This is a genomic window from Rhodococcus sp. NPDC019050, from assembly GCF_055664235.1.
Map to the genome: position 1 here is coordinate 45,012 of NZ_JBVOON010000016.1, position 24,739 is coordinate 69,750.

Annotated in this window: 27 protein-coding genes; 4 read left to right on the plus strand and 23 right to left on the minus strand. The window is 68.2% G+C overall.

Going from position 1 to position 24,739, the window contains the following annotated elements; all coding sequences use genetic code 11:
* Positions 1 to 89 precede the first annotated feature (89 nt).
* The 9 genes from AC0B44_RS16525 to AC0B44_RS16565 all read right to left on the minus strand — a co-directional run bounded on the left by AC0B44_RS16525 (position 90) and on the right by AC0B44_RS16565 (position 8,252).
* The gene (locus AC0B44_RS16525; RefSeq protein ID WP_072698982.1) at positions 90 to 449 is read right to left on the minus strand and encodes an NADH-quinone oxidoreductase subunit A; all 360 of its coding nucleotides are present in this window, start codon (positions 447 to 449) and stop codon (positions 90 to 92) included.
* Positions 450 to 679: 230 nt separating this feature from the next.
* Entirely contained in the window at positions 680 to 1,099 is a 420-nt protein-coding gene (locus AC0B44_RS16530; RefSeq protein ID WP_471903917.1) for an Rv3143 family two-component system response regulator, read from the minus strand.
* A gap of 10 nt (positions 1,100 to 1,109) precedes the next feature.
* Positions 1,110 to 2,486: a glycosyltransferase gene (locus tag AC0B44_RS16535; protein WP_471903918.1), complete on the minus strand. Its 1,377-nt coding sequence runs from the start codon at positions 2,484 to 2,486 to the stop codon at positions 1,110 to 1,112.
* A gap of 368 nt (positions 2,487 to 2,854) precedes the next feature.
* Positions 2,855 to 3,763, minus strand: coding sequence for a manganese catalase (locus AC0B44_RS16540; RefSeq protein WP_471903919.1), 909 nt, complete (start codon positions 3,761 to 3,763; stop codon positions 2,855 to 2,857).
* 174 nt (positions 3,764 to 3,937) lie between these two features.
* Positions 3,938 to 4,222: a hypothetical protein gene (locus AC0B44_RS16545; RefSeq protein WP_471903920.1), complete on the minus strand. Its 285-nt coding sequence runs from the start codon at positions 4,220 to 4,222 to the stop codon at positions 3,938 to 3,940.
* A 286-nt stretch (positions 4,223 to 4,508) separates the two neighbouring features.
* Complete coding sequence (locus tag AC0B44_RS16550) at positions 4,509 to 5,177, minus strand: methionine ABC transporter permease (protein ID WP_471903921.1); 669 nt, start codon at positions 5,175 to 5,177, stop codon at positions 4,509 to 4,511.
* Between the two features lie 13 nt (positions 5,178 to 5,190).
* Positions 5,191 to 6,210, minus strand: a complete 1,020-nt coding sequence (locus AC0B44_RS16555) for a methionine ABC transporter ATP-binding protein (protein WP_471903978.1) — start codon at positions 6,208 to 6,210, stop codon at positions 5,191 to 5,193.
* Complete coding sequence (locus tag AC0B44_RS16560) at positions 6,210 to 7,046, minus strand: MetQ/NlpA family ABC transporter substrate-binding protein (RefSeq protein WP_471903922.1); 837 nt, start codon at positions 7,044 to 7,046, stop codon at positions 6,210 to 6,212. Before AC0B44_RS16560 ends, AC0B44_RS16555 begins: the two co-directional genes overlap by 1 nt.
* 177 nt (positions 7,047 to 7,223) lie before the next feature.
* A complete protein-coding gene (locus AC0B44_RS16565; RefSeq protein WP_471903923.1) occupies positions 7,224 to 8,252 on the minus strand; it encodes an isopenicillin N synthase family dioxygenase in 1,029 nt (342 codons plus the stop codon).
* A 326-nt stretch (positions 8,253 to 8,578) separates the two neighbouring features.
* Between AC0B44_RS16565 and AC0B44_RS16570 the strand changes: the two genes are divergently transcribed.
* Together AC0B44_RS16570 and AC0B44_RS16575 are read left to right on the plus strand one after the other, a co-directional pair.
* On the plus strand, positions 8,579 to 9,196 hold the full coding sequence (locus tag AC0B44_RS16570) for a type 1 glutamine amidotransferase family protein (protein WP_471903924.1): 618 nt from the start codon (positions 8,579 to 8,581) through the stop codon (positions 9,194 to 9,196).
* Entirely contained in the window at positions 9,193 to 9,660 is a 468-nt protein-coding gene (locus tag AC0B44_RS16575) for a MarR family winged helix-turn-helix transcriptional regulator (RefSeq protein WP_471903925.1), read from the plus strand. Before AC0B44_RS16570 ends, AC0B44_RS16575 begins: the two co-directional genes overlap by 4 nt.
* 11 nt (positions 9,661 to 9,671) lie before the next feature.
* Here AC0B44_RS16575 and AC0B44_RS16580 read toward each other — a convergent pair whose 3' ends face one another.
* From AC0B44_RS16580 to AC0B44_RS16635, 12 genes are all read right to left on the minus strand, one after another.
* Positions 9,672 to 10,544, minus strand: a complete 873-nt coding sequence (locus AC0B44_RS16580) for an acyl-CoA thioesterase domain-containing protein (RefSeq protein WP_471903926.1) — start codon at positions 10,542 to 10,544, stop codon at positions 9,672 to 9,674.
* Entirely contained in the window at positions 10,541 to 11,962 is a 1,422-nt protein-coding gene (pyk, locus tag AC0B44_RS16585; protein WP_471903927.1) for a pyruvate kinase, read from the minus strand. Before pyk ends, AC0B44_RS16580 begins: the two co-directional genes overlap by 4 nt.
* Positions 11,963 to 12,046: 84 nt before the next feature.
* The gene (locus AC0B44_RS16590) at positions 12,047 to 12,217 is read right to left on the minus strand and encodes a hypothetical protein (protein ID WP_471903928.1); all 171 of its coding nucleotides are present in this window, start codon (positions 12,215 to 12,217) and stop codon (positions 12,047 to 12,049) included.
* Between the two features lie 62 nt (positions 12,218 to 12,279).
* Positions 12,280 to 12,984 (minus strand): phosphodiesterase, encoded by a 705-nt coding sequence (locus tag AC0B44_RS16595; RefSeq protein ID WP_471903929.1) that lies wholly within the window; start codon positions 12,982 to 12,984, stop codon positions 12,280 to 12,282.
* A gap of 89 nt (positions 12,985 to 13,073) precedes the next feature.
* Positions 13,074 to 13,865: a TM2 domain-containing protein gene (locus tag AC0B44_RS16600; protein WP_471903930.1), complete on the minus strand. Its 792-nt coding sequence runs from the start codon at positions 13,863 to 13,865 to the stop codon at positions 13,074 to 13,076.
* The gene (lgt, locus tag AC0B44_RS16605; protein WP_471903931.1) at positions 13,862 to 14,902 is read right to left on the minus strand and encodes a prolipoprotein diacylglyceryl transferase; all 1,041 of its coding nucleotides are present in this window, start codon (positions 14,900 to 14,902) and stop codon (positions 13,862 to 13,864) included. The genes AC0B44_RS16600 and lgt overlap by 4 nt, the downstream gene beginning before the upstream one ends.
* A complete protein-coding gene (trpA, locus tag AC0B44_RS16610; protein ID WP_471903932.1) occupies positions 14,899 to 15,702 on the minus strand; it encodes a tryptophan synthase subunit alpha in 804 nt (267 codons plus the stop codon). The genes lgt and trpA overlap by 4 nt, the downstream gene beginning before the upstream one ends.
* Positions 15,699 to 16,952 (minus strand): tryptophan synthase subunit beta, encoded by a 1,254-nt coding sequence (trpB, locus tag AC0B44_RS16615; RefSeq protein WP_471903979.1) that lies wholly within the window; start codon positions 16,950 to 16,952, stop codon positions 15,699 to 15,701. The genes trpA and trpB overlap by 4 nt, the downstream gene beginning before the upstream one ends.
* A gap of 112 nt (positions 16,953 to 17,064) precedes the next feature.
* Entirely contained in the window at positions 17,065 to 17,874 is an 810-nt protein-coding gene (gene trpC, locus AC0B44_RS16620) for an indole-3-glycerol phosphate synthase TrpC (protein ID WP_169652927.1), read from the minus strand.
* Between the two features lie 90 nt (positions 17,875 to 17,964).
* A complete protein-coding gene (locus AC0B44_RS16625) occupies positions 17,965 to 18,660 on the minus strand; it encodes a TIGR02234 family membrane protein (RefSeq protein WP_471903933.1) in 696 nt (231 codons plus the stop codon).
* The gene (locus AC0B44_RS16630) at positions 18,657 to 20,240 is read right to left on the minus strand and encodes an anthranilate synthase component I (RefSeq protein ID WP_471903934.1); all 1,584 of its coding nucleotides are present in this window, start codon (positions 20,238 to 20,240) and stop codon (positions 18,657 to 18,659) included. The genes AC0B44_RS16625 and AC0B44_RS16630 overlap by 4 nt, the downstream gene beginning before the upstream one ends.
* Positions 20,241 to 20,328: 88 nt before the next feature.
* The gene (locus tag AC0B44_RS16635) at positions 20,329 to 21,096 is read right to left on the minus strand and encodes a dioxygenase family protein (RefSeq protein ID WP_471903980.1); all 768 of its coding nucleotides are present in this window, start codon (positions 21,094 to 21,096) and stop codon (positions 20,329 to 20,331) included.
* Between the two features lie 140 nt (positions 21,097 to 21,236).
* On the opposite strand from AC0B44_RS16635, the gene AC0B44_RS16640 reads away from it, so the two are divergent.
* Positions 21,237 to 21,722 (plus strand): MarR family winged helix-turn-helix transcriptional regulator, encoded by a 486-nt coding sequence (locus tag AC0B44_RS16640; protein WP_471903935.1) that lies wholly within the window; start codon positions 21,237 to 21,239, stop codon positions 21,720 to 21,722.
* A gap of 5 nt (positions 21,723 to 21,727) precedes the next feature.
* Here the strand turns inward: AC0B44_RS16640 and AC0B44_RS16645 are convergent, their stop codons facing one another.
* Both AC0B44_RS16645 and AC0B44_RS16650 read right to left on the minus strand, forming a co-directional pair.
* Positions 21,728 to 23,011 carry an acyl-CoA dehydrogenase family protein gene (locus tag AC0B44_RS16645; protein ID WP_471903936.1) on the minus strand — a complete coding sequence of 428 codons (1,284 nt, stop codon included), beginning with the start codon at positions 23,009 to 23,011 and terminating at the stop codon, positions 21,728 to 21,730.
* Positions 23,008 to 24,144: an acyl-CoA dehydrogenase family protein gene (locus AC0B44_RS16650; RefSeq protein ID WP_471903937.1), complete on the minus strand. Its 1,137-nt coding sequence runs from the start codon at positions 24,142 to 24,144 to the stop codon at positions 23,008 to 23,010. The genes AC0B44_RS16645 and AC0B44_RS16650 overlap by 4 nt, the downstream gene beginning before the upstream one ends.
* A 33-nt stretch (positions 24,145 to 24,177) precedes the next feature.
* On the opposite strand from AC0B44_RS16650, the gene AC0B44_RS16655 reads away from it, so the two are divergent.
* Positions 24,178 to 24,489 (plus strand): tautomerase family protein, encoded by a 312-nt coding sequence (locus AC0B44_RS16655; RefSeq protein ID WP_169620069.1) that lies wholly within the window; start codon positions 24,178 to 24,180, stop codon positions 24,487 to 24,489.
* Positions 24,490 to 24,739: the final 250 nt, after the last annotated feature.

The window sequence follows — 24,739 nt, forward strand, 5'->3', positions numbered from 1 at the left end:
TTCGACTCCTACCACTTCCGTAGTTGGTGTGGATCACTTTCGCGCGCAACACCTTCGGTGAATCGCCGCTTGCTGCCGGCTCGCGGGGATCACTCCCACGCGAGTCCTCCGCGTTTCCACTCGTAGGCGTACGCCACGAACACGTTGACCATGAACAACCCCATTGCCAGCAATCCGAATACGCCGAGCGCGTCGAAATTCACCGCCCAGGGGTACAGAAAGACGATTTCGATATCGAAGATGATGAACAACATCGCTGTGAGGTAGTACTTGACGGGAAAGCGTCCGCCTCCCGCCGCCTGCGGCGTCGGATCGATGCCGCATTCGTAGGCTTCCAGCTTCGCCCGGTTGTAGCGACTCGGTCCGGCGATCGACGCGACGACCACGGAGAAGACAGCGAAGGCGAGGGCGATCGCCCCGAGCACCAGGATCGGTACGTAGACGTTCATCGCCACCTCCGGTTCCGCTGACGTCTCCCGGTCGTGCCGTAGCCGGAGAACCTTCGTTCCCGGTGCCGAGCCCGGCAATCCGGGACAACTCGGTCACCTGTGAGCTACCGCACACACACTAGTAGTGTTCGGGCCCGACTTGTCAGGGATTTCGGGTGCTTAATTCGGTCGCGCGTGTCCACTCGGGACCGGAGTGCGAATGGGGTAGGTTCGTCCGCCTCGTTCGATACTCAGCGGTCGGTTGCGCGCAGCAATCGCACGACTTCCCGGGCGAGCGTCAGCGGGTCGATCGGTCGTGTGACGACCGCTTCGGCGCGCGACCACGACGCCAGCCATGCGTCGTCCGCTCTTCCCGTGAGCACCAGGATCGGCGGGCACGGATCGACCTCGTCCTTGAGTTGCCTGGCGATGCCCAGCCCGCCGGCGGGTGCCGTCTCACCGTCGAGAATCGCGAGGTCGATCCCGCCCGCGTCCATGTGCTCGATGACGACCGGCGCGGTGGCCACCTCGACGTACTCGAGCGGGGGAAGATCGGGGCGGACCCGGTCGCCCAGCGCCGCCCGGACCTGCGCCCGCACGGACGCATCGTCGCTGTAGAGGAGTATGTGCAGCGGGGCGGGCGAGTCGGTGCGATCGGGGACGGCGGTCACGCGCCCGATGCTAGAGGCTCCCCCTCCCGTGCGCCCGTATCCGGACATTCTCGTCGAGCGTGTCGCCCTGCACCGACCGACTCCTGGCACCGGTCCTGCTGCCGCCCCCCGACCCCACGATGTCCGTCCTGGCGGCGGCCGCGCCCTCGGACGAACCCAAGTGGGTGGACCGCGAGGAAACGGGGCCGGATTCGGCGGAGCACAGCCGCACAGCGCGACCGTAGGCTCCCACCAGGTCGACGACGGCTCGCTCCCACGAGTAGCGGGTGGCGGCGCGATCGCGCCCCGCGACGCCGAACGCCCCGTGCTGCACCGGATCGGAGAGCAGTTCCCGCACGGCGGCGGCGACAGCGCGGGGATCGCGCGGGGGCACCAGCACTCCCGTGACCCCGTCCACCACGATGTCGCGCAAACTCCCGACTGCCGATGCCACCGCAGGTCGCCCGCATGCCATTGCTTCGAGTGCGACGTGACCGAACGGTTCGCGCGCCGCCGGGCACAACGCCACGTCGGCGGAGTGCAGCAGCGCAGGCATTTCGTCTCGCGTCACCGGCCCCGGGAAAAGCACCCTGTCGCCTACCCCGAGCCGGTCGGCGAGCGCACGCAACCGGGCGATTTCCCCCGCTGCCGCCTCGTCGTCGGCCGCTCCCCCGGCGACGACCAGCACGGTGTCCGGGAGCAGCGACAACGCGGCCACGGCCACATCGAACCCCTCGTCGGGAACCGGGCGCCCCGCGGTCACGATTCGGTACGGCCCGCCGCGAGCCGGTCCTGTCTCGAATCCGGCGACGGTGAAGTGTTCGACGTCGACGCCGGGCGGCACCACCGACGTCCGTGTCCGGTGCAGTCCCATGCGGGTCAGGGCGGCAACCTGCTCGGACGACGTCGCGACGACGTGATGCGCACCTTTGGTCAGCACCCGTTCGAGCCGCAGCCGCGTGGACCGGTCGTGCTCCGAGGTGCTGCGGCGATCTCGATCGGTGACGGCGAGGGTGGGGAAGGTCTGCACGGACGGCACGCCGAGATCTCGGGCGGCGAGTTGAGCGGCGACACCCGAGGTCCACGAATGCGCGTGCGCGACGTCCGGGCGCTGCCCCGCCCATTCCGTTTCGAGAAAGCGCGCGAACGTACCCATCGCCGGGAGTGCTTCGTCGTCGGTGATCGTTTCCGCGGGCCCGGCAGCCACTTGCACCACGCAAAAGCCGTGAACCGTCTCCACGCGCTCCGGCACGCCGGAGTCTTCCCGTCGGGTGTAGACGGTGACGGCGTGGCCCGCTCGGGACAAGGCCGCCGAGAGTTCTGCGACATGCCGCTTCCGGTGGTGCGTATCCGGCGTCCCCGAAGTCGGTAGCGGGCTGACGTCCTCGGAAACCATTGCGATCCGCATCAATTCGCCTCCGGTCTCTGCGACTGCGGCCGGCACATCCGGCGATGCCGGGAAGCGGGATCCGCAGACGAGCGGATTGTCCCTGTGGCGCCGTGCTCGCTCGGGAGCCCGGGTCGCCGGATGTCGTACGTCAGAAGTTCCATCAGCAGTGTCACTTTCGCCTCGCCGCGCCATACGAAAGGCACGCGGATTTCGAATTGCGAGGATGCCGGCGCACTGCTGGACCGACCCGTCGGTGTCCATGGAGATACCCGCGGTTCGGTGGGTTAAACCTGGCGGTCGCCACGGCCGGAAAAGGCAGGGCCGACTGTGGTCGGCCCTGCCTTGTGGAACGGTGCGATACACCGACGCGATCGCCGGAACAGCAATCAGCTGGGGTCCATCGCGTCCTTCATCTTCCCCATCAACCCCTTCTCGGTCCCGAGCGCAGCCGAACGCGGCTCACCTCGAGACCCGTCGTACGTCGCGTACAACTTCGGGTCCGGCGGCGGAGCGCTGCCCACGTCGCCGAGCGCCACCGGGTCGGCCAGGAACGACATCGGAGTCGACCCGTCCGGACCTGTCCCCTGCGCCCACCGGCCCTGGTCGGAGGCGACACCGTCGGACAGATGCCACAGGCTCGTGGCATGTTCGGAGTACTCCTCGTCGAACAGTGCATTCGGCGCGATCGGCGACGGCTCGATTCCGTCGGCCTGCAACTCCTCGATCGCCGCGAGCCACAGATTCTGGTGGTACGTGTCGCGCGCCAGGTTGAACCTGAGCATGTCCTTGACGCCCGGGTCGTCGGTCATCTGATAGAGCCGCGCGGTCTGCACACGGCCCTGGGCCTCGGCGGCGACGTTCGCCCGGAAGTCGGCGAGCAGGTTGCCGCTGGCGACGATGAACCGGCCGTTCCACGGCACGCCGTTGCTGTCGGCGAGGGTCGGGCCGCCGCCGGAGACGATGGCTTGCTGCGGGTCCATGCCGCCGAGGACCGCGGCGACGACGGGGTCGGCGGCGGCGTTCTTGGTCGATTCGGTGGCGGGCGCACCTTCGAGCAGTCGGGCGACCATGGTGGCGATCATTTCGACGTGGCCGATTTCTTCGGTGGCGACGTCCATGATCATGTCCTTGTATTTGCCGGGCATCCGGCAGTTCCAGCCTTGGAACAGATATTGCATGGTCACGGTCATCTCGCCGTACGCGCCGCCGATCAGTTCTTGGAGTTTGCGGGCGTAGACGGGGTCTGGCTTTTCGGGCTTGACGTCGAACTGGAGGTGGTCCGTGTGACGAAACAAGGGTTTCACCCTTCGAGAGATCGGAGCACGAAGTGCAGTGGCGGAGTCTTACCACCGCATTTCGCGTCCAAACTCCCGAGAAGAAGTTGTCCGTTTCGGGCGATTTCTACTCACGGTCCCGGCGATACCGGCTCGGGATGCGCCGCCGGGTCACCGCGCGCGGCGACGCGGCGCTCAGCCGTGCCGGATCTCGAAAACCTCACCGGGCGCCGAAAACTCTTCTCGCGCAGGGGTGTAGCGGGAAGCTCTTCCGATGATTGCACCGGGCGCGATCATCAGATGCGCGACGACGATGCAGCCCCCGATGAGCAACGACGAGATGATGCCGACCGAGTACGAGTTCGTCAGCGCTGCGGTGGCGAACCCGATCGTGAGCATGCCGGACAGAACGATGATGGCCAGCATCCTCCGCTGCGACGACGGCGCGTTCTCGGATGCTCTTCGACGATGTGCAGCCATGACGAACTTCTCCGTTCCCTCCCTGGAACAGAGTTGTCGAACGCCCCCACGCCCGCGTACCTGCCAATCGAACCCCTCGAACGGCGGTACGCTCCTCCGCCCGCCAGGCGGAGTCGGCACCCTGTTCCCCGTCCGCTCGGAACGAGCGGTTCGGTAACGAAAATACTATCAACTGTGACATAAGTCTCGCAACGCATTAGTGGCTCGTCACCTCGCCGTATCCACGGGCCACCGTGTGCCGAGCGTTGCCCTGCCGACCTCTGAGGGCGGCAGGGCAACGCGGCGATCAGCGACGATGCGCGTACGCCCGGATGATGGCGTCGCCGATGGATTGCATGACCTGCACCATCACGATGAGCACGACCACCGCCACCAGAAGTACCGGGGTGTTGAAGCGCTGATAGCCGTACACGATCGCGAAGTCACCGAGCCCACCTCCACCGATCACCCCGGCCATCGCGGAATATCCGACCAGAAGGACGAGTGTCAGCGTGGCGCCGGCCACCAGAGGAGACACCGCTTCGGGCAGCAGGACCTTCCGCACAATCTGCCCCGTCGACGCACCCATGGCCTGGGCTGCCTCGACCCGGCCGCGCGGAACCTCCCGCAACGCGGACTCGACAATCCGCGCGAAGAACGGGATCGCCCCGATCGTGAGCGGGACGATCGCCGCCGTCGGACCGATCGCGGTGCCGACGATCGCCCTCGTGACGCCGATCAGCGCGATGAGCAGGATCAGGAACGGCAGCGAACGGAACAGGTTGACGATGACGCCGAGCACGGTGTTCAGAGTCCGTCGCGGCACGAGTCCCGAGGGCGAGGTGACCTGCAGGACGATCCCCACCAGCACGCCTCCGATGACGGTGAGCACGAACGACACCGTCACCATGTAGAGCGTCTCGAGGGTCGCCTCCCACACTTCCGGCAGGGAGTCGTACCAGGTGAGCTTGTTCATCGCGCGTGTGACCTCATTCGGTGAGTCCCTCCAGTTCGGTGCCCGTGCCCCACGACAGCGTCAGGTGCGGGTGCTGGTCGACGAACCGCTCGACCCGGGCGTGATCGGTCTCCGCGGTGAAGCGCAAGCGCATCCGGCCGACGGTCACGTCACCGACCTGCTCGACCCGCCCACCGACGACGGCGATGTCGGCGTCGGCTGCGCGGATCATCTGGGACAACCACGGTCCGTGCGCGGCGTCTCCGATGGCCGTGACCACAGCGGTATCTGCCGTCGAACCGAGGGAGGGATCGTCACCCACCGGCAACATGGCAGACCCGAGCGCGGAGTCCGGGGAAGCGATGAGGTCGGTGATCCGTCCGGTCTCGGCGATCCGTCCGGCTTCGAGCCGCGCCGCCGACGTACAGATTCTGCGCAGGACACCCAGTTCGTGGGTGATCACCACGACCGTCACTCCCAGCGTGCGGTTGACCTCGGCGACGAGGTCGAGCACTTGTTCGGTCGTGTCGGGGTCCAGGGCGCTGGTCGCCTCGTCGCACAGCAGCACTTCGGGTTCGGCGGCGAGTGCCCGCGCGATGCCGACTCGTTGCTGCTGACCGCCCGACAACTGCGACGGGTAGCTCTTTTCCTTGCCCGACAACCCGACGAGGTCGATCAGCGACGACGCGCGGGCGCGACGCTCGTCCTTGCCGAGTCCGGCGAGCTCGAGCGGCAGTTCGATGTTGCGCAGGACGGTGCGCGAGTGCAGCAGATTGAACTGCTGGAAGACGGTGCCGATGCGGCGCCGGGCGGAGCGCAACTCCGCGCCGGACAGCGTCGAGAGGTCGTCCCCGCCGAGCAGAATGCGCCCCGACGTCGGCTTCTCGAGCAGATTCAGGCACCGCAGCAACGTGGATTTGCCCGAGCCGGAGGGACCGACGATGCCGAAGATCTCACCGTCGGGGATGTCGAGGGAGACTCCGCGCAACGCCGCGACCTCCCCGGCGCCACCGGCGCCGGGGAAGGTCTTGACGAGGTTGTCGACGACGATCATCAGTTCGTGGGCTGAACCGGAACGACGGAACCCGAGTAGGTCTCCTCGATCCATGCAGCGGTCTCGGGCGACTCGAGTGCCTCGGCCAGTGCCACGACGGCGGGGTCGTTCTCGTTCTCGGCGCGGACGACGAGCAGGTTGGAGAACGGGTTGCCCTCGACCTGCTCGGTGACGATGCCGTCCTCGGCGGGGGTCAGGCCCGCCTCGAGTGCGTAGTTGGAGTTGATGACGGCGGCGGTGACCTGCGCGTCGTCGAGCTGGCGGGCGAGCTGCGGCCGCTCGATGGCCAGGAACTTCAGATTCTTCGGATTCGCGGTGATGTTGCCTTCGGTGACCACCGACAGGTCCGCCTGGTCGAAGGGCACATCCATCTCGATCAACCCGGCTGATTCGAGCAGGTACAGCGCGCGGGCGTAGTTGGTGGTGTCGCGCGGCACCGCGATGGTGTCGCCGTCCTTCAACTCGTCGAGCGCACCGATCTTGTTCGAGTACAGGCTCAGCGGTTCGAGGTGCACATCGGCGACGGCGACGAGATCGTCGACACCGTTCTGCTTCTGCCAATCGACGAGGTACGGCTCGTGCTGGAAGAAGTTGGCGTCGACGTCACCGGCCTCGAGCAACTCGTTCGGATCCACCTCGCCGGTGATGTCGAGGACGTCGAGCTGGTAGTCGCCGAGCGCACCGGTGCTCACGATGTGGTCGAGGATCTCGACGTGCGGCGTCGACGAAGCCGAGATCCGGAGGGTGTTCTCATCTCCTCCGGACGACGAGCAGGCTGCCAGGCCCAGGGTGAGTGTGAGAGCCGCGGTCGCGACGACGGTACGACGCAAGAACATCGGTACTACCTTCCGTTGGGAAACTGCCGGACTTCGGCAGGTGGAACAGGGGTGAACGGGCCGGACGGCGCGATGCGCGCTCTCCGGAGGAGTCGGGTCCTTCTCGCTACGGCGGACGTGGGGCGAGGACGGACGTGTCGGGCGTGAGACGCAGTGCGGCAGTGCGGGATCGAGCGGTCATCGGCTGAGTTCGGGCGACCGGAGCAACTGCGCGTGGTACCGCTCGGTGACATTGGGATGGGCACGGAGCCGGGACTTGAGCGCGTTGATCCCGTACACCGCGTGCAGCGCTCCACCGTGCGCGTCCCGTCCCACACCGCGTGCCTCGGCGGCGAGACGGTCCGGAAGCGCGATGGTGGGAAGTGCCTTGTCGAGCGCCGGGTTGAGAAAGAACGGCAGTGACACCCGGTCCGACCCCGCGGCCGGCGGTTCGACACGGTGGACGGTGGCGGTGAGATATCCGCCGGTGGCGAGTTCGAGGAGTTCGCCGATGTTGACGAGGAGATGCCCGGGGAGCGGGTCGATCTCGACCCAGTTGCCGTCGCGCTGCACCTGGAAGCCGGTGCTGCCCGGTTCCGGGTAGAGCAGGGTCAACGCTCCGACGTCCTTGTGACTTCCTACTCCCTGTTCGGTCACCGACCGGTCGTGGCCGGGGTAGCGCACGATCTTGAGCAGCGGATCCGGATCGGTGAAGGCCTCGTCGAAGAAATCGGCGGGCGCCCCGAGGGATTCGGCCCAGGCGCGCAGCAATCGGAGTCCGACGCGCTGCAACCGGTCCATCCAATCCAGTGCCGCCGACCGCAACTGCGGGACCTGCGCGGGCCACAGGTTCGGGCCGTGCAGCACCTCCCAGGGGCGTGCGGCGTCGAACTCGGTCGCCGCCTCGCGTTCGGGCCCGACATCGAGTTGTTCGCGCCAATCGATGTTGCCCTGGGTCCGTTCACCACCGATCCGGGTGTAGCCGCGGAACTGCGGGGAGTGGATGTTCTCGACCTCGAGTTTGGCGGCTTCGGGAAGTGCGAAGAACTCGCGGGATGCGGCGATGAGGTCGTCGGCCGCGGCGGGGTCGATGCCGTGGCCGGTGAGATGGAAGAACCCGATCTCGTGGGTGACGGTGCGGAGGCGGTCGAGTTCGGTGGCTCGCTCCGCGGGTGTCCCGACGAATCGGGTGAGGTCGATGATCGGCAAGGTCGTCGGATCGGACATGGTGAATCCTTTCGAACCGGCGCCTCTCGCGATGGGATCGAGGGCGCTAGCGGTTCGGGGGACGGATTTCGGGCACGGGCTTCCGGGGCACCGATGCCCCGGTCGGGGTGTCAGCGGCAGGCACGACAACACGACGGGGTGGTAACGCCCGCGCGCGTGTGCATGTCGCGTGCTCGTTTCATGCCGAACATGTCCCCTCCGGTGGGCCGACTCGGCCCTCGACGACAGCGAGACCACAAAGTGGTCGGTCACAAGGCTAATCGTCCCGGCGACAGGCGGGCAAATCCACCATTGACAGCCAACTGTCGCAATGACAGCATTCTGTCATGAATGAAATCGTCTACTTCGCGGTCTGCGACACTCTCGCCGACTGGGAGATCGGGTACGCGATGGCGAATATCGCGAATCCCGACCACCAGAACCGGCCCGGCCGTTACACCGTGCGCACCGTCGGCACCGGACCCGAACCGATCACCACGATGGGAGGACTCCGCATCGTTCCGGATGTCACGCTCGATGCCGTGGACCCGGCCACCAGCGCGATGCTCGTGCTGCCGGGCAACAACATCTGGCCCACCGATGCGTTCACGCCGTTCACCGACGCCGCCCGTGCCTTCCTCGCTTCCGGAGTGCCCGTCGCGGCGATCTGCGGCGCGACCGGCGGATTGGCACGGGCGGGACTGCTCGACGACCGCGCCCACACGAGCAACGCGCCGGAGTTCTTGAACGAGATCGGCTACGGGGGCGCGCATCTCTATCGTGACGAACCCGCCGTCGTCGACGGGGATCTCGTGACCGCGAGCGGGATCGCGCCTGTCGACTTCGCTCGTGCGATCTTCGAGCGGCTCGACCTCTACCCGCCGGAGGTTCTCACCGCTTGGTACAAACTCTATGGAGAGCACGACCCGTCCGGTTACTACGAACTGACGGCAGACGAGGGATGAGCACGAGCGAAAACTCGGCCCGCCGACTTCTCACCGCCGCCGCGCTGACGTCGTTCCGCCTCAACGGGCAGTTCCTCGACCTGGCCGAGACTCTCGCCGAACCCGTAGGGCTGACCGCCGCGCGGTGGCAGGTGCTCGGCGCAATGCTCGCCACTCCCCTGCCGGTCGCCGCAATCGCCCGCGAGATGGGCATCACCCGTCAGAGCGTGCAACGCACCGCGGACCTGCTCGTCGCACAGGGCCTCGCGGAGTACCGGCCGAACCCGGCGCATCGGCGCGCCAAACTCGTCACCGTGACACCGGCGGGATCGGACGCCGTCGCGAAGATCGGCCCGGCGCACGAGACCGCCGCACGCCGGCTCTGCGACGAGATGGGCCGGGAGGAATTCGAGGACGCCGTGTCGGCGCTGCGCCGCTTGTCGGCCGCGCTCGACCGGCTCGACGAGACTGTCGAGCGGGCCTGAGGGCCTGCCCGTCAGCGACGTGACGGGAAGTGCCGGACAAGGCCTTCCTGCACGACTGTGGCGACGAGTTGACCTTCGAGATCGAAGTAGCGTCCGGTCGCCATCCCCCGCGATCCCGCCGCGATCGGCGACTCGGTGGCGTAGAGGTGCCAGTCGTCGAATCGGAGCGGCCGGTGGAACCAGATCGAGTGGTTGACCGTGGCTGCCACGATTCGGTCGAGCCCCCACGACAATCCGTGCGTGGTCAGGATCGAGTCGAGCACCGTGGTATCGGAACTGTAGGCGAGCGTCGCCGCGTGCAGCAGGGCGTCGTCCGGCATCTCACCGTCGGGGCGCATCCACACACGATTGTGGTTGAGCTTCTCGCCCGTGCCCCGCATCACCCAGGCCGGGTCGTTCGCATACCGCATGTCGATGGGTTTGAGTGCCCCCGCAAAATACGGCAACTGCTCCTCGAAACCCCGCAACCGTTCGCCGATGGGCGGAAGCGATTCCGGCAGAGGCACTTCCGGGACGCTGACGGAATGCTCGAGTCCCGTACCCCAGCGTTGGAAGGCAACGAGCATGACGAACAATTCCTGGTCGTCCTGATACGCGGTGACCATCCGGTTGGCGAAATCCCGCCCGTCCCGGTGCCGCGCGACCCGGTATTCGATCGGCGCCTTGACGTTGCCGCCGCGGATGAAGTGCGCGTTGACCACGTGCACCGGCCGGTCACCCACAGTGCGTCCGGCGGCGATCAGCGCCTGGGCGACGAGTTGCCCACCGAAGGTCCGGGCACCGACCTGCGGCGGGTGCTGACCGCGGAACACGTCCTCGCCGGTCTGCTCGAGATCGAGCAGACCGAGGAGGACGTGCAGATCCGAAGTGTCGACACCCGTCACCGACTGTCCTTTTCCCCCAGACGGTGTACATGGATGAGGTTCGTCGAACCCGTCCGTCCCGGAGGAGCACCGGCGACGATCACCACCAGGTCGCCGCGCTGGTAACGCCCGAGCGACAGCAGCGCCGCATCCACCTGCTCGACCATCTGGTCGGTGGTGTCCACCGGCGGCACCGAGAACGTCTCGGTACCCCAGGTCAGTGCCAGCTGATTACGGATGCTCGGCGCAGGCGTGAAGGCCAGCAACGGAAGCCGGGTGTGCAACCGGGCGAGCCGGCGCACCGTATCGCCCGACTGGGTGAAGGCGACCAGGGCACTCGCATCGAGCCGCTCACCGATGTCACGAGCCGCGTACGAGATCACGCCGCGCTTGGTACGGGGAACGTGCGTCAGCGCGGGAACATCCGTCGAATCGGATTCGACGGCCCCGATGATGCGCGCCATCGTCCTGACGGTCTCGATCGGGAACTTGCCCACCGACGTCTCGCCGGACAGCATGACCGCGTCGGCACCGTCGAGGACGGCGTTCGCGACGTCGGAGGCCTCCGCGCGCGTCGGGCGGGAATTCTCGATCATCGACTCGAGCATCTGCGTCGCGACGATCACGGGCTTGGCGTTCTCCCGGGCGATCTGGATCGCACGCTTCTGGACGAGCGGGACCTCCTCGAGCGGCAGTTCGACACCGAGGTCGCCGCGAGCGACCATCACCGCGTCGAATGCGAGCACGACTGCCTCGAGGTTCTCGATTGCCTCGGGCTTTTCGAGCTTCGCGATGACCGGCACGCGGCGCCCCACGCGGTCCATGATCTCGTGGACGAGTTCGATGTCCGCCGGGGAACGCACGAACGACAGTGCGATGAAGTCGACGCCGAGTTGCAACGCGAATTCGAGGTCCGCGATGTCCTTTTCGGACAACGCGGGAACGGACACGTTCATGCCGGGCAGCGACACACCCTTGTTGTTGCTGACCGGTCCGCCCTCGGTCACGCGGCACACGACGTCGTTGCCCTCGATGGCTTCGACCACGAGACCGACCTTGCCGTCGTCGACGAGCAGGCGGTCGCCGGCGACCGCATCCTGGGCGAGTTCCTTGTAGGTGGTCGAGACGCGGTCGTGGGTGCCCACGACGTCGTCGACGGTGATGCGGACGAGTTCACCGTTGCGCCAGACGGTGCGGCCCTCGGCGAATCGGCCGAGCCGGATCTTGGGGCCCTGGAGGTCGGCCAGGATGCCGACGGCCTTGCCGGACGCTTCGGCGGCGGCGCGCACGTGGTTGTACTGGACCTCGTGATCGGCGTGTTCACCGTGGCTGAAGTTCAGGCGCGCGACATCCATACCGGCGTCGACGAGTTCCCGAAGGACGTCGGGGTCGGAGGTTGCCGGGCCCATAGTGCATACGATCTTGGTACGTCGGGTCACGCCTCGAGCCTAGCCCCCATGGTGCGCGCCCACCATCGGAGTCCGTAACCCGCGCACCCGCGCCGGACCAGGCAACCCGGTGTGTCAGTCCTTCGGGTCCTCTGCTATTTCGGGCGCGTTCTCCCTGGTCGCCATGCCGCCGCTGCGCCCTTCGTCGGCGGGTCCGGGGCGACCGCCCTTCGGCTCACGCGCGTGCGATCCGCCGTCGTCGTTCGTCTCGCCGGAGTTGTCCGGGCGACTCTTCTTCTCTGCCATCACTTCGTCTCCTTCTCGGCCGGGACGCCCCCGGCAAATCTGTGCCGCCTCGTTCGCCGACCTCACGCGTCGAGGGAGGATCCACGGCCTGCCCGGCTGCCGCGATACGCGTCCCTGCGCACCTCGGCGACGACCGCGGGCCACATGCGCAACGTCGGGGGGCAGTGCACCACGGGATCGAACGAGGTCATCGCGGAGTCGTCCATGTCGAGTCGCGTCGTGAGGGTGACGTCACCGAAGTGCAGCGAGGGCCCGCGCGGGGGTGCCCAGCCGAGCGAGAAATGCAACGGCAGCACGTCGGGACGGAAGTCGTCCGTCGACGTCGTGTCCGGTTGTCGCCCGACGGGGGTCGCGAGCACCCAGCGCACGCGCTCGTCGCCGTATCGGCGGTAGGCGGTGAGGCTGCTGTAGCGGGCGCTCCCCCAGCCCCGCGCGGGGATGAGGACCGCCCGGGCCGGTGTCCAGGCGGTTGCGAGCAGCAGATCCCACGGGCCCGCTTGCAGCGAGACGCGCAGTGCGACGCCGAGGACGTCGGGAACCCCGATGGGCAGGCCGATACCGCGCGAGAGCCTGGCGGTGACCGCGTATCGCCCCGGCGGAACGGGTCCGCCTTCCTCGCGCGCCTCCAGGGCGCCGCGGAACAGGGCACCTTCGGGGTGGAACGCCCGTGCCCCCCGGAACGCGGAGGCGGCCCGGAACGCTCCGGACACTGCCGACCGCAGGGGCGCTGCGGGGCGGGGCAAGGTCGCGAGGTCGAGTGGCGGCACGGTGCGCGGATACCCGTTGCCACGTCGTTCAATCGGAGCGACAGTGTCGCCGCGGGCGGAGTGGAGCACCGGCCGCGGCGACATGAGCCTTACGGACGGAGCGGTCGCCCTTGCGGATCGCGAGTCTTGCTCCCGGTGAGCATCAGGATGCCGTCGACGAGGGGCCAGATTCCGCCGATACCGCAGGTCAGCCAGGTGACGGCGATCTGGGCGACCGCGGTGCCGGGATCACCGACGTAGAAGCGTCCGGCGCCGAATGCGCCGAGCACGATCTGGAGAACACCCGCGGTGACTTTCGACTTGTCCGAGTACGCCTCCCCGGTATAGGGGTTGCGTCCGAACGGCGCCGAGAGGTCGGTTCCGTAACCCTGCGGGCCATATCCCGGAGGCGGGCCGTACGACGACGGCGACGCCCCGTACGGGGCCGGCGAGGTGTCGGGGGTGGGAGTTCCCGGCACGGAGGTGGGATACCGGGGATCAGGAGTGCCGTAGACGGGACCCGACGTCCCGGTGCCACTTGCGGAGTTCGCGTCGGGATACGGATAGCCGCCCGGCGGCGGGTAGTCGGACTGGTGCTCGGCCGGCGGTGGATAACTCGGCGTGGTGCCCCAGCCCGGGCCGTTGCCGACTCCCGAGTAGGTGTCCCATCCCGGGCCCGGGGTGCCGGTATGGCCACCGAAGGATTCCGAGGGGGACTGTTGCTCGGACAACGAGGCGTGTGCCGTGGCGTCGTAGTCGAAGGTACGACCGAAGTCGCGGCGCGGTTCTCCGGTCTGCGGGGCGTCCCGGCCGGGGTCCTTGGGGTCGGAATGTTTGCGCAAATCCGGCTTGGCGGGCTCGGAGTCGTTCGAGTCGGACGCGCCCGGGTCCGGTGTGGTCACGAGTTGTCCCCCTTGCTCTCGCCCGGCGGTGCAGTATCGAGCCTAGCGGCGGTGTCGACACCGGCCTCGCTCTTGGCGGCATCGGCTCCTGCCGGCTGCTCCGCGACTGCGGGCTGCTCGATCGGCGCTGCTGCGCCCTCCGGCGCGGGAGCGTGCGGGTCGGCCCGCGTCCCGCCGAGCGTCGCCGGGTCTTCCCGCCCCTTGCGAGCGAAGATCACGTAGGCGACGGCGAGGAGGAACACGATGCCGGAGGTGAAGGTGTTGATCCGGATTCCGGCGATCTCGGTGGCCGGATCCGTGCGCATCAGTTCGATCCAGAAGCGCCCGGCGCAGTACCCGGCGACGTACAACGCGAAGAGACGCCCGTGCCCGATGGCGAATCGGCGGTCGATCAGGACCAGCAGCACGACCACGGCGACGTTCCACAGCAACTCGTACAGGAACGTCGGGTGGACGACAGCGGCCACTTCACCGGTGGAGACACCGTCGATCAGCGAGGGCGACACGCGACCGGCGTCGTCGGCGCGCTGGTAGATCTCGAGGCCCCACGGAACGGTGGTTTCCCGGCCGTAGAGCTCCTGGTTGAACCAGTTACCGAGGCGTCCGATCGCCTGGGCGAGCAGGATGGCCGGGGCCAGCGCGTCACCGAACGCGGGCAGTGGGATGCCGCGACGGCGGCAGCCGATCCAGGCACCCACCGCACCGAGTGCGACGGCTCCCCAGATTCCGAGTCCGCCCTCCCAGATCTTGAGGGCGTCGGCGGGGTTCGCGCCCTCTCCGAAGTACTTCTGCCAGTCGGTGGCGACGTGGTAGAGCCGGCCGCCGACGAGGCCGAACGGGACGGCCCACACGGCGATGTCGAGGACCGTGCCGGGCTTGCCGCCGCGGGCTACCCAGCGGCGATCGCCCCACCAGATCGCGACGACGATGCCGACGATGATGCACAGGGCGTAGGCGCGCAGGGCCAGGGGGCCGACGTACCAGACGCCCTGCGACGGACTGGGCAGATAAGCCAGAACAGACGCTGTGGTTGTCACGACGCCACGCTAGCCGAGCGGACGCCCCGCGCGAGATCTTGTGTCAGGGCGAGCAGAGCGTCGCGGCCCTGGGCCGCCGCCGTCACGAGCGCCGAGCCGACGATCACACCGTCCGCGTAACCGGCGATCTCTGCGGCCTGCTCGCCGTTGCGGACGCCGAGACCGACGCCGACCGGGATGTCGCTGTGGGTGCGCACGCGGGCCACGATCTCGGGTGCGCGGTTGTCGACCTGGTCGCGGGCGCCGGTGACACCCATCGTCGAGGTCGCGTAGACGAAACCGACGCACTGCTCGAGCGTCTTGGCCAGCCGCTCATTGGTGGACGACGGCGCGACGAGGAACGTCCGGCCGAGGCCGTACTTCTCCGCCGCGGCGATCCACTCTCCGGCCTCGTCCGGGATGAGGTCCGGGGTGATCATCCCGAGGCCGCCGGCTGCCGCGAGGTCGCGGGCGAAGTTGTCGACGCCGTAGCGCATCACCAGGTTCCAGTAGGTCATCACCACTGCGGCTCCGCCCGCGGCGTTCACCGCTTCGACCGCCCGGAACACGTCGCGCACCTTCACGCCGTTGGCGATGGCCTCGAACGCGGCTTCCTGGATGGTGGTGCCGTCCATCACCGGATCGCTGTAGGGGATGCCGACCTCGATGAGATCGCACCCACCTTCGACGAGGGTGGCCATGGCGTCGAGCGATCCATCGACGGTGGGATAGCCGACGGGGAGATACCCGATCAGCGCGGCTCGGTTCTCCGCGCGGCAGGTGGCGAAGATCTGGGTGAGGCGTTCGTGCGGGGCGCTCACTGCGCGGCTCCTTGGGTGCTGTCGCTGTCGTTTGCCGGAAGGTAGCCGAACCACCGGGCGGCGGTGTCGACGTCCTTGTCGCCCCGGCCGGACAGGCTCACGAGGATGATCGCGCCCTCCCCCAGCTCGGATCCGAGTTGGAGCGCACCGGCAACGGCGTGGGCCGATTCGATCGCGGGAATGATGCCTTCGGTGCGGCACAGCAACCCGAAGGCGTCCATGGCCTCGGTGTCGGTGACCGCGCGGTACTGCGCACGGCCGATGTCGGCGAGCCAGGAGTGCTCGGGCCCGACGCCCGGGTAGTCGAGACCTGCCGAGATGGAATGCGATTCGATGGTCTGGCCGTCTTCGTCCTGGAGCAGGTACGAGAACGCGCCGTGCAGCGCGCCGTGGGTGCCACCGCCGATGGTCGCGGCGTGCCGGCCCGTCTCCACGCCGTCACCGCCGGCTTCGCAGCCGATCAGCTTGACCGCCGGGTCGTCGATGAAGGGGTGGAAGATGCCGATGGCATTCGATCCGCCGCCGACGCACGCGACCACGGCGTCGGGCAGGCGGCCGGTCATCGCCCGCACCTGTGCCCGTGCCTCGAGCCCGATGATGCGCTGGAAGTCGCGCACCATCGCCGGGAAGGGATGCGGTCCGGCCGCGGTGCCGAAGCAGTAGTACGTGTCGTCGGCGTTGGTCACCCAGTCGCGCATGGCTTCGTTGATCGCGTCCTTGAGAGTGCGCGACCCGGTCTTGGCGGCGATGACCTCGCCTCCGAGCAGTCGCATGCGCGCCACGTTCAGGGCCTGGCGTTCGGTGTCGACCTCGCCCATGTAGACGCGGCACTCGAGGCCGAGCAGGGCACACGCGGTGGCGGTCGCGACGCCGTGCTGGCCGGCGCCGGTCTCGGCGATGATCCGGGTCTTGCCCATGCGCTTGGCGAGCAGCACCTGGCCCAGCACGTTGTTGATCTTGTGCGAGCCGGTGTGGTTGAGATCTTCGCGCTTGAGGAGGATGCGCGCCCCGCCGGCGTGTTCGCTCAGCCGGGTCGCTTCGAACACCGGGGACGGACGGCCGGTGTAGTCACGCTGCAACCGGTCGAGTTCGGCGAGGAACCCGGGGTCGGTCCGCTCCTTCTCGTACGCGGCGGTGACCTCTTCGATGACCGCCATGAGCGCCTCGGGAACGTAGCGTCCACCGAAGACCCCGTAGTGGCCGCGTGCATCCGGTTCGTGGGCGGTGGGAGTGGACACGGCGTCACTCATCGAGGGAAGACCGTGTCCCTTGGCGAAAAGTGCGGAATCGTCTGCAGTCACGTGTCCAGTCTGCCCCACGTGACGGTGTCGATCATGCCCGGGTCCGACCCCGGGGTACCGCTCAGCGCGCAGGCTTGGGGCACGACGGATGCGTACCGACCGTCACGAGTTCCGCGACGGCCTGCCGCGGGTCGCCGCTGGTCACCAGACCCTCGCCCACCAGGACCGCGTCGGCTCCGGCGCCGGCGTAGGCGAGCAGGTCGGCCGGTCCCCGGACGCCCGACTCCGCGATCTTGATGACGTGGCTGGGCAGTCCGGGCGCGATCCGCCCGAAGGTGTTCTTGTCGACTTCGAGAGTCTTGAGGTTGCGCGCGTTGATGCCGATCACCGTCGCGCCGGCTTCCAGCGCGCGGTCGGCCTCTTCTTCGGTGTGCGCTTCCACCAGCGCGGTCATTCCGAGCGATTCGGTCCGATCGATCAGCGCCGTCAGGACGGTCTGCTCCAGGGCGGCCACGATGAGCAATACGATGTCTGCCCCGTGCGCACGCGCCTCGTGGATCTGGTACGGACCGACGACGAAATCCTTGCGGAGTACCGGGATACGAACTGCGCGCCGCACCGCGTCGAGATCGGCGAGGCTGCCGTGGAAGCGGCGTTCCTCGGTGAGAACACTGATCGCGCGCGCCCCACCGGCCTCGTAGGCCTTGGCCAGTTCGGCGGGATCGGCGATGTCGGCGAGCGCACCCTTGGACGGGCTGGCGCGCTTGACCTCCGCGATCACTGCGATGCCGGGCTCACGGAGAGCGGCCTTCGCATCGATGGGCGCGGGCGCGGCAGCACCGGCGGCCTTGACGGAAGCGAAGTCGACAACCGCCTCACGGGCGGCGACGTCGGCTCGCACACCTTCGAGAATCGAGTCGAGAACAGTCATCGTGGCTCGAGTCCTTTCCCACCCTTGTCAATCCCGATGTGATTAAGCTCATCGGATTTCCTCAGAGCCTAGTGGGCGCGCCCGGGGCACTCATCGCCGGGTACCCGAATCGGATACGTCCCCGTCGTCGGGCCCGTCGTCACCCCGGTCGACGGTGGGATCCTCGCCCGCATCCATTGCGTCCCACAGGGTCCGTTCGGTCATCGGCTCGTCGCTCTCGGCACGTCGCACGGCCGCGTCGCGGCGCGCTGCCGGGCTGTCGTACTTCGACGACAACCCCGCCTGTTCGCGCGGAGTCCGCCACAGCGCGACCGCGGCGGCGAGCGCCAGGCCCGCGCCCAGGAGTGCCAGAACCGCCGGCAGCGGGGACACGGTCACGGCCGTGACGGTGGCACGACCGGGGAGTTCGGCGATGCGGGCCGCGGTATCCGCGTCGCCCCCACCGACGAGCAACTGCACCGCCGGGATCGCCGCTGCTACCGCGACCAGTCCCACCGCGATCGACACGACGCGCAGCGCCCGTCCCCGGACCGCGAACGCCGCGGCGATCGCGGCGAGCAGCGCGAGCGCGAGAGGCGTGGTGGCGGCAGCCCACTTCGCGCCCTCGAGATCGATGACGCGGTCGGCGCCGAGTCCGTCGGACGACTCGGCACTCACCCACGTCATCCTGCTCGACCCCCACAGCGCCGCGGCGCCGAGCGCGAGCAGACCGGCCGCCACGACGGTCGGTCGACGGCCGACGCCGGTGCGGGGAGCGTCCGCGGGATCGGGCACCGGCGCGCTCACAGTGCGCCTCCGCCGTAGTTGGTAACCGTCGCCGCCGCAGCGACCGCTGCGAGAGCGGACATCGCCTTGTTGCGGGCTTCGGTGTCCTCGGCCTCGGGAACGGAGTCGGCGACGATGCCGGCGCCCGCCTGGACGTACGCGACCCCGTCCTTGATCAGCGCGGAGCGGATGGCGATCGCGGTGTCCGCATCGCCGGTGAAGTCGAGGTAGCCGACGATGCCGCCGTAGATGCCGCGCCGGGTGGGTTCGAGTTCTTCGATCAGTTCCATCGCCCGTACCTTCGGCGCCCCCGAGAGCGTTCCGGCCGGGAAACAGGCGGTGACGGCGTCGAGCGCGCGATTGCCGTCGGCGAGCCGTCCGGTGACCGTGGACACGAGATGCATCACGTGGCTGTAGCGCTCGATGTGGCGGTAGTCGTGCACCTTCACGGTGCCCGGCTCGCAGACCCGGCCGAGATCGTTGCGCCCGAGGTCGACGAGCATGAGGTGCTCGGCGTTCTCTTTCTCGTCGTGCAGCAGATCCTTCTCGAGCAGCGTGTCCTCCTCCTCGTCGGCGCCACGCCACCGGGTCCCCGCGATCGGGTGCGTGGTGGCGGTGCCGTCGGCGACGGTGACGAGCGCTTCCGGGCTCGAGCCGACGATGGAGAACGCGGTGTCGCCGTCCGGCCCGGGGATGTGCAACAGGAACATGTACGGGCTCGGGTTCGACGCCCGGAGCATGCGGTAGACGTCGATGGGCGCAGCGTCACAGTCGATTTCGAAGCGCTGCGAGAGCACGACCTGAAACGCTTCACCGGCTTCGACGTCTCCGATGAGTTTGCGGACGTCGCTGCTGAACGCCTCGGTGGTGCGCTGACGCCGGTACTGCGGTTCGGGCCGTGAGAAAGTCGCGACGGTGGCCGGTGCCGGTGCGGCGAGGGCGGCGGTCATCCGGTCCAGCCGGGCGACCGAGTCGTCGTACGCCTCGTCGACGCGCTGGTCGGAACCGTCCCAGTTGACCGCGTTGGCGATGAGCCAGATGGTGCCTTCGTGGTGGTCCACGGCGGCGAGATCGGTCGCGAGCATCATCACCAGTTCGGGGATCTGCAGATCGTCGTCGGCGATTTGCGGCAGCTTCTCGAGATACCGGACGGTGTCGTACCCGAGGTAGCCGACCATGCCGCTGGTGAGGGGCGGCAGGCCGTGGATGCGGTCGGTGTGGAGCAGTTCGAGGGTCTCGCGCAGTACGTCGAGGGGATTACCGCCGGTGGGCGTACCGGCGGGGACGTGCCCGTACCACGCGGCTTCGCCGTCGACGACGGTCAGCGCAGCGGGACTTCCCGCACCGATGAACGACCACCGCGACCACGACCGGCCGTTCTCCGCGGATTCGAGCAGGAACGTGCCGGGACGGTCGTCCGCGAGCTTGCGGTACGCCGAGAGCGGCGTCTCCGCGTCCGCGAGCACCTTGCGGGTCACGGGGACCACGCGATGCTCTCGCGCCAGTTCCCGGAACTGCTCGCGCGTCGTGGTCGAATCGGACCAGCCACCGGCGGGAACATCGGTGGTGGCTGCGGGAATGGTGGTGGGCTCGCCGGACATGTCGCCCATCATCCCAGGGATCATCCCGGGCGGCGCAGGCGCGGTCACCGCCGACGGCACCGGCGCCGCGCCGGGAGCGCCGCGGGTCTCAGGCGACCTGGATCGAACGCTTGGCCAGGCCCATCCAGAACCCGTCGACGACCTGTTCTGGCGGCCGGGCCGGATCCCGGGCCAGGCCCAGGGTGACGAACAGCGGCGCGAAGTGCTCGATGGTCGGGTGCGCGTACGGCATGCCGGGGGCGCGGTTGCGGAAATCCAGCAGCGCGTCGACGTCGCCGCGTGCGAGTTGCTCTCCTGCCCAGTGATCGAACTCGGCGGACCATCCCGGCGCGGGAGCCTCGGGTCGCGGGTCGCGCAGAAACGGGAGTCCGTGCGTCGTGAAACCGGAGCCGATGATGAGCACTCCTTCGTCCCGCAGCGGCCGCAGTCGCTCGCCGAGGTGCAGGAGACGCTGCGGATCCAGGGTCGGCAGCGATATCTGCAGGACCGGGATGTCGGCGTCCGGGTACATCACGGTCAGCGGCACGTAGGCACCGTGGTCGAGGCCTCGGTGCGGTTGCTGCACGACGGGTTCCCCGTCGGGCATCAGCATCGCCACCCGCCGGGCGAGATCCGGGGCTCCGGGCGAGGCGTAGGTGACCTCGTAGAAGCGGCGCGGGAAACCGCCGAAGTCGTAGACGAGCGGTGTCCCCGTGGTGGTGGACCCGATCGTGAGGGGCGCCGATTCCCAGTGCGCAGAGACGACGAGGATCGCGGTCGGCCGGGGCAGGTCGGCGGCCCACGTGCGGAGTTGGTTCACCCACAGTTCGCTATCGACCAGGGGCGGCGCCCCGTGACTGAGGTAGAGGGCGGGCATCTCGCTCATGAAACTCCTTAACTTGAAGCTTCAACTATCATAGCGCGAGACGGTAGTGTCGCCGAATCGCTCCCCCGGCGCCTGCGCCGCGGCCCGGTGCGACAGGCTGGACGCAGGACTACGGAAACGAGGACGCCCCGATGAACAGCGAGAACCCCCGGTGGCTCGACGCCGAGCAACAGGCGGCGTGGCGAGCCCTGGTTTCGGTGATCACACGGCTGCCCGCAGCGCTCGACACCCAGATGCAGCGCGACTCCGACATGACGCATTTCGAGTACTTCGTGCTCGCCGTGCTCTCGGAAGAACCCGAGCATCGCCTCCGGCTGAGCACCCTCGCAACCGAAGCCAATGCGTCGCTCTCGCGCCTCTCCCACGTCGTCACCCGACTCTCCAAGCGAGGGTGGGTGCGCCGCGAACCGATCCCCGGCAGCCGCGGGTCCTACGCCGTACTCACCGACGCCGGGCACGCGAAAGTCGTCGAGTCCGCCCCCGCGCACGTGGACACCGTCCAGCGCTTGGTGTTCGACGGACTCGACGAATCACAGGTGCGTGAACTCACGCGCCTCGGCACGGTGCTCGTCGAGCAGATCGACAAGGGAATCGCCGCCGGCACCGGAAAGGCCTGATCCCGCTATCCCGCGCCGCGGCCCTTCGGCACGTCGCGGAACGCGAGGTTGGGGTCGTGGCTGCGTTCGCGGGGCATGCCCAGCACTCGTTCACTGATGGCGTTGCGGGCCATCTCCGTGGTGCCGCCGGCGATACACCACACCTGCCGCATCAGATAGTCGACTCCCCGCTCGGCGACCGCGCCGTCGTCTTCGTCCCACGCGGCACCGTCCGCACCGGTGAACTCGTACCCGATGGTGACCAAACGGGATTCGATCACGCCGGACATCAGCCGGGCGATGCTCGCCGACTGATCGGAGATCGTCCGGCTCGCCATCCCCTGCGCGACGCGGCGACTCAGTGCCTGCTTGACCAGTTCGAGACCCCGAGCCTCGCCGAGCAGGTCGCGGGCGACCGGATCGTCGAGCCGTCCGGCGTCGCGGGCGACGTCGAAGAGTTCGGATATGCGGGATCCGCCACGGACCGAGCCCGACGGGATGGTGGTGTACGGCGAGTTCAGGTACATCCGCTCGTGGAACATCCACCGGGTCCCGACCGTCCAGCCGTCGTCGACCTCACCGATTCGGTCACTGTCGGGCACCCGCACGTCGGTCAGATACTCCTGACAGAATTCGCTGGACCCGCTGAGCATTTCGATCCGGTGTACCTCGATCGACGGCTGCTTCAGCGGCACCATGAAGACGGTCAGTCCGTGGTTCTTCGGCACGTCCCAGTTGGTGCGGACCAGGCACAGCGCCCAGTCCGACCACCAGGCGCCGGTGGTCCAGATCTTCGACCCGTTGAGGATCCAATCGTCGCCGTCGCGGATCGCGGTGGTCACCGCCCCCGCGACGTCCGATCCGCCGCTCGGCTCGGACAGCATCTGCATCCACAGTTCCTCGCCCTTGAGCATCGCGGGAATATGACGGCGTTTCTGCTCCTCGGTGCCGAATTCGAGCAGGACCGCTGTGCACGGCACGAAGGTGGGCACCTGTAGCCGCGACGGGTATTCGTAACCGCGGAGTTCCTCGTTGAGTACCTGCTGGTACGGCCGCGTGAGCCCCTGCCCGCCGTATTCGCGGGGCACGCAGATTCCTGCGAGACCGGCGTCGAAGAGTGCGCGCTGAAGGTCGCGTTCCCGTTGGACCGCGGCGAGTTCTTCCTCGTCGGAGCTTTCCTCGCGCAGCACCCCGATGTGGGACGCGAAGTCGGACCGTTGCAGATTGGCGCTGATCCATGGGCGGGCGCGGGCACGGAAATCGTCGAGCGATTCCACGTCCCGGTCGGTCGCCGAACTCTCGACGGTCATCGGTTGGCCTCCTGGTATTCGACGATGTCGGCGATGCGGGCGCGATGCTCGGCGGGCGTCCCGTAGTTCGACCGGTTGGCGGCGCCGCGCCGCGCGAACAGATGCAGATCGTGCTCGAACGTGATGCCGATACCGCCGTGGATCTGCATGCAGTCCTGGAACAGTTCTCCGCCGTAGTGACCGATGTACGCCTTTGCGGCCGAGACCAGTTCCGGCGCGTCCGCTGCCTGCGTCGCCACGGCGAACGCGGCGCTGTCGCTGATGCCGTGGCTGGCCTCGAGCCACATCTTCATGTCGGCGAACCGGTGCTTGAGTTCCTGGTAGGAGGCCAGGGGGCGACCGAACGAGTACCTGTCGAACGCCCATTCCACCGTGAGGTCGAAGGCGGCCTGAAGCGCGCCGACGGATTCTGCGCAGCCCAGCACGGCGCCGACGCGCAGCGCACGTTCGGTGTCGGCTGCGGCGCCGCCCGCGGCACCGACGAGCGCGGTGGCGGGTAGGCGTACCTCGGTGAACTCGACGGCGGCGTAGCGGCGGGTGATGTCGATGGACTTCAGGGGAACGATCCGCACACCGGGGGCCTCACGCGGCACGAGTACGTGTGAGAGGCCGTCACCGGTACGTCCGGTCACGAGCAGGAAGTCGGCCGAGACCGCCGCCTCGACGGGACGCTTCGTTCCGCGCACGACGACCTCGTCGCCGTCCACAGTGATCTCGACGCCGTCGGAGGCTACCTTGCCGCCCGCACGAGGCTCCTCGAAACACCATGCAGCGGTGGCAGTTCCTTCCACGAGTGAAGCCAGAACATCTCCGTGCGCCTCGGCGTGCCGGCTCAGGAGGTCGGCGACGACGTTGGTGGGGACCAGCGGGCCCGGAGCCGCATGCGTACCGAACTCGTATGCGACCAAGGTCAGATCGACGAGGCCGTGGTCGCCGATCGACCCACCACCTGTGGCGTCCCCCGCGAGCAGGCTGGTCCAGCCGAGCTCGGCACCGCTTCGCCAGTATTCCGCGCCGAACCCCGCCGGGTCGTGGCGGAGGCGACGGATCTCGGCCACGGGCACCCGGTCGGTGAGGAACCGAGATGTGGTGTCCCGGAAGAACTCTTGATCCGGACTCGGATCCAGCAACATGCACTCCCCTATCCACTTTCAGTTTACGTATATATGACTCTCAATACAGAGAACACTATTCTCTATCAATGCGAAAGGTCCGGGGTGACATTCGTCGGGACGCCGAGCAGCCCGGGCCGGGCGAGCACCGGCGGACCGGGTGCCGGGTATGGCAGAGTCGCCGCTGTGCCCTTGATTCAGATCAGCCAGACACCAGGTCTCACGCCGGAGCAGAAGCGCGCAGTAATCGCAGCGGTGACCTCGGCGTACGCCGAAGCAGCCGGAAAGAATCCGGACAAGGTGTGGGTGACGATCACCGAGGTTCCCGGCGAGAACTGGGGCGTGGGCGGCGTTCCGCTGAGCTGACACCTTCGGCGTCCCAGCGCTCCGCGGGCACCCGGGCATACACCACACCGAGCGGACCTCGGAATTGTGATCGGCCCACCGATGAGCCCCGAGTCTGTTTTTATTCGAAGGTATGTGCGAATATTGCGGACATGGGGTCGTGTGAGCGTACGCGTGGGCCGCCGCCGGCATCGATGTTCAGGCGGCCGCCACACCCCGCCGCTGCGCGCGCCGCCCAGGACGCCGGTGCGCGGCAGCCCCTCCCCCGTGG